General features: G+C 69.3%; 3 protein-coding genes and 1 pseudogene. 1 reads left to right on the top strand and 3 read right to left on the bottom strand.

Going from position 1 to position 3,896, the window contains the following annotated elements; all coding sequences use genetic code 11:
• Nucleotides 1-751, top strand: a 751-nt coding sequence (locus tag E1291_RS42905; protein WP_207401213.1) for a CU044_5270 family protein, incomplete at its 5' end; no start/stop codon positions are given.
• A gap of 564 nt (nucleotides 752-1,315) precedes the next feature.
• On the opposite strand, the gene E1291_RS39955 is transcribed toward E1291_RS42905, so the two are convergent.
• The 3 genes and pseudogenes from E1291_RS39955 to E1291_RS42910 form a co-directional block, all read right to left on the bottom strand.
• The gene (locus E1291_RS39955) at nucleotides 1,316-1,813 is read right to left on the bottom strand and encodes a hypothetical protein (protein ID WP_131743201.1); all 498 of its coding nucleotides are present in this window, start codon (nucleotides 1,811-1,813) and stop codon (nucleotides 1,316-1,318) included.
• A gap of 749 nt (nucleotides 1,814-2,562) precedes the next feature.
• A complete protein-coding gene (locus tag E1291_RS39960; protein ID WP_131743202.1) occupies nucleotides 2,563-2,916 on the bottom strand; it encodes a hypothetical protein in 354 nt (117 codons plus the stop codon).
• A 13-nt stretch (nucleotides 2,917-2,929) separates the two neighbouring features.
• Nucleotides 2,930-3,896, bottom strand: a pseudogene (locus tag E1291_RS42910) (hypothetical protein); the annotation flags it as partial.

The raw sequence follows: 3,896 nt of genomic DNA on the forward strand, positions 1-3,896 counted from the left end.
CGTCGCGATCACAGTGGCGCAGGTCGTCGCGCCGGACGGCCACGGGGCGGCGACGGCCGCCGCGGCGGAGGTGCTGCGCGACGCCGCGGCGACCGCCCGCGGCGGGCCCCCGGTCAAGGCGGGAGCGTACAGCTACACCATTGAGCTGATGGTCCAGCTCGGGTCGGACAGAAGGAAGTGCAGGGAGACCTGGCTCCGGCGGGACGGCTCGATGGCGGCCGGAGGCGCATACGAGGAGCGGCCCGGTACCCGCTGCGATCCCAAGCGCCCACCGAGCTTCCTTCCGAGCTTGGGACCCCGCGATGACGACCGCCCGCACGCCGATGTCCGGACCCTGCCGACGGACCCGTCCGCGCTTCGCGAGCGGCTGTACTCCGACGCCGCCCACGGCAGGGGCCAGAACCCGGACGACAAGGGGCCGCGCGACCAGCTCGTCTTCAACCGCATCGGCCGCCTGCTGCTCATGACGGCCCCGCCCGCGCTGCGGGCCGCGCTGTTCCAGACGCTCGCGACGATTCCCGGCGTCGACGTCGTCCGCGGCGAGAAGGACGCCCTCGGACGGCAGGGGATCGCGCTGGCCCGGTCCTTCGGCGAAGCGGCGAACCCGACCCGAGTGGAGATCATCCTGGCCCCGGGCACGTACCGCTACCTCGGCACGAAGGCGGTGAACGGCATAGGGGAGGGTCTTGAGACCAACCTCACGGCCCTGGTGCACACCGCCGCCGTCGCCAGGCCCTTCCAACGCTCGTGAGAGCCCCCGCCCGGCCCCGGCCGGGCGGGGTCACGCGTTTCCGGGGGAAGGCGGAGCGGAGGCTAGGGAGGCGGCCGATGCCCCTGGAACAACGTGCAGGTTCCGACGGGGTTCGTTCTGCGCGCCGCATTCCGGGTTGGCGCGGCCGTGGAACACCGATGCGGGTCTGACCCCAGCTCGGCATCGGGTTGGCGACGCTCGCCGGCATTCACTGAAGGACCTGCCGGCCGGACATCGTGCTGACGGCCTCCGCTGGGCAGTGCAGCGACCACCACCCCTCCTCACGCGGCAACCGCACCGAAGTGTCGTCCTAATCACCCCCGACCCCCGGAGGATGCGCCCCACCGGAGCGCCCGGCCGGACGCGTGGCGGCGGGCAGCACCCCTACCAGCCGGGCCGGGGAGAAGCGCCCGACCCGGGCGACGGGGCGGCGGGCGAGGCGGTGGCCGGGGACCTTGTGACCGACCTCCACTTGCGCGACGTGCGCACGTCCCCCACCGACCGCCGCCCACCCCGCTTGAGGGCATAAGGTCCGCTGCTGGACTCTCCTCGGGTAGGTCGAGGTCACCAGCTGCACAGCACGGCGAGGTCGTCCAGGCGAACCCAGTCCTCGCTGGCGCCATTGGTTCCGTGCAGAACGATGCGGAACTGCATATCGGACTCGCCGAACATCGGCCACCGATCGGTGTAGACGCGCTCATAGTTGCCACCGTTGACGGTGCGGACGCCGCTGTAACGCAAACCGCCCTTCGGGGTCCACATTTCCAGGACGACACTGGTCCGGTAGGGCGCGTCGACCCAGATCTGCGCGACGCACCCGGCGCCGGAGACCCACGGGACCGAGGCCGTGTACACCCACTTCTTCTCGGACGCCCCACCGCGCTTTCCCGTCAACCAGCCGTTGTTCGCACCTGTCCGTGCCATGCCCGCGTTGAACTCGAATCCGGCGGACCCGTCGCCCTCCATGTCCCATTCCCAGGTCTTCATCGGATCGTTTTCGAACCCGTCCTCGAAATACAACGTGCTCGCGTGTGCCGTACCGGAACTGACCGCGAACGTCACCGCGGACAGAATGAAGGTACCCGTTAGCGCCCCCATCCGTCGCGACCATAACAGCGCCTTGGCGCCAGCGAGAGGACGATTCCACTTTCGGTCGAATCGGGGAGCCCACCTCATGTCGAATTCTCCTTCGCGTTGCCGTGGTCGCGAACCCTCGGCCGCTGCCGCGTGCTCGCCGGACGGACCCGCTCCATCCCGCCACGCACCGAGCTGAGGCACGATCGAGGTACCCACCGGCCCTCGTGCGAGCCCTCACAGTCAGCGGAGCACCAAGACCGATATGTTCGGGAATGTGCCACTTTGACGGTATGGTCGAACGCTAGTTTCCGGAGAGGAACGGCCGACGTCGGCCACGGCTGGATACGGTCATGACCGTCCCGGTCGACGCTCTGACCTCCGGTGGCGACATCGTTCGGCGACGCCGGTCATGTCAGAGCTCCGTCGGACAGGCAGTGCGTGGCTCAGGAGACGCTGACGCCCCGTCGCGACCGGCCGGGGCCCCGTCTGTGCGGATCACGATCGCCACGACAGGAACGGCTCCATGGCCGAGATGTCGGCGTCCACGCTCTCCAGCGCGAGCGAGAATTCACGCACGAGTTCCGCAGGGCGGACCGTAGAACTCCACGTCGCCCTGCGTCTCCGCCTCTTTCTCGCGGGCTCGCCCCTCTTGAAACGGGCAGGAGCGCACTTCGTTCGGGGGTGCCTGGCACGCCCTTTTTCGCTGAGTTCGCGATCTGTCGGGGGCGGGTCGGTCAGGGGAGCCAGATGGATAGGAGACCGGAGGCCAGGGCGCCCGCTGCGGCGTTCTCGATGATGGAGCGCAGGCTTCGGCCCAGGGCGGGCAGGCGTCCCGAATCCTGGCCCGGCGCTTCGGCCTCGCGCATGATCTCGGCGGCGAGTTGCCGCACCCGGTGGTGTTCCTCCTCGTCCAGGCGCAGGGACGGGAGCGCCTCGATGACGGCGGCGGCGAAGCGGGTCAGGCCCGCCACGTCGACCGGCGGCGGCGCGGCCTGCGACGTCACCGTGTTGTTGTCGCCGAAGACGAACTGGCCGGTGGCGTTGCCGCCGACGTGAAAGGCGGGACGGTCCCGCTCGCTCTCTGCCACAAGAACTCCTCGGTCAGGAAGCGGACAGGTACCAATAAAGACTCGCACCCTTCCGTCCTATAACAGGAATATAAAGATATACTAGATAATAGTAGTCGTCTCGCGGAATTTCCGCAGTGACCTCCAGAGGGCAGGATTGTCCAATGTTCAAGACGGGCGGACAGCCATCCTTCCTTCGTACAGTGAAATACTTCGCCCGTTCGGGGTCACTGTTGCTCACGACTCTGAAATTTGCGACGTCACCTTGCGGATAGCAGCCATCGAAAAGATTAGGCCAGACAAGTTCAACGTCGATCGTGCCCCTGACAACACCGTCGGACATCCGCCGCGTTGGTACATGGGGAAGGCTGCGCACCGGCCAGCTATGTCCGTTGTAGAATTCGCACCTGTCCTTTTTCTGGCCCCCGGTGTTCTTTTTGCCGCCGTCGCCGCCGTTTCCCTTGTCGCCGTTCCCCTTGTTGCCTTCATCGTTCTTGATGGGAGAATCGATGACGGGTGGTGGCGAGGTGGGCGGGCCCGGGCGGGGGCTCGTGTGCGTGGGCGGTGTGATGATCCTGTGGCGGGTCGGGGACGGGGTCGGGGACGGGCTGAAAGCGGGGGCGCTCGCCGCCGCGCGGCCGCCGTCGCGGGCCGGTGGGGAGGACTGCGAGGGGCTCGCGACGAGGACTCCCGTGATGGCCGCGCCCGCCACGGCGACGGTGGCGGCCGTGCCCAGCACCGCGGGGTTGGTCAGCAGGCCGCCCTTGGCCGGGACGGTGGCCGCGTGTCCCCCGCCCGCTCCGGCGAGGTGGTGGCCCGCCGCGAACGAACCGCCCGCGATGGCGCCCGTGGCGGCGCCCCTGCGCAGGGCCGTGCGGCGGGCGGTGTTCTCGCGCTCGAAGTACGCGGCGTCCTCGGTGGCGCCGAGGGCGCGGGCGGCGCGGAGGCCGAGGCCGAGGACCTGGCTCCAGGCGCCCCAGCGCAGCGCCAGGGCCAGGCCG

It is taken from the genome of Actinomadura roseirufa (assembly GCF_900659635.1).
GTDB classification, from domain to species: Bacteria; Actinomycetota; Actinomycetes; order Streptosporangiales; family Streptosporangiaceae; genus Spirillospora; species Spirillospora roseirufa.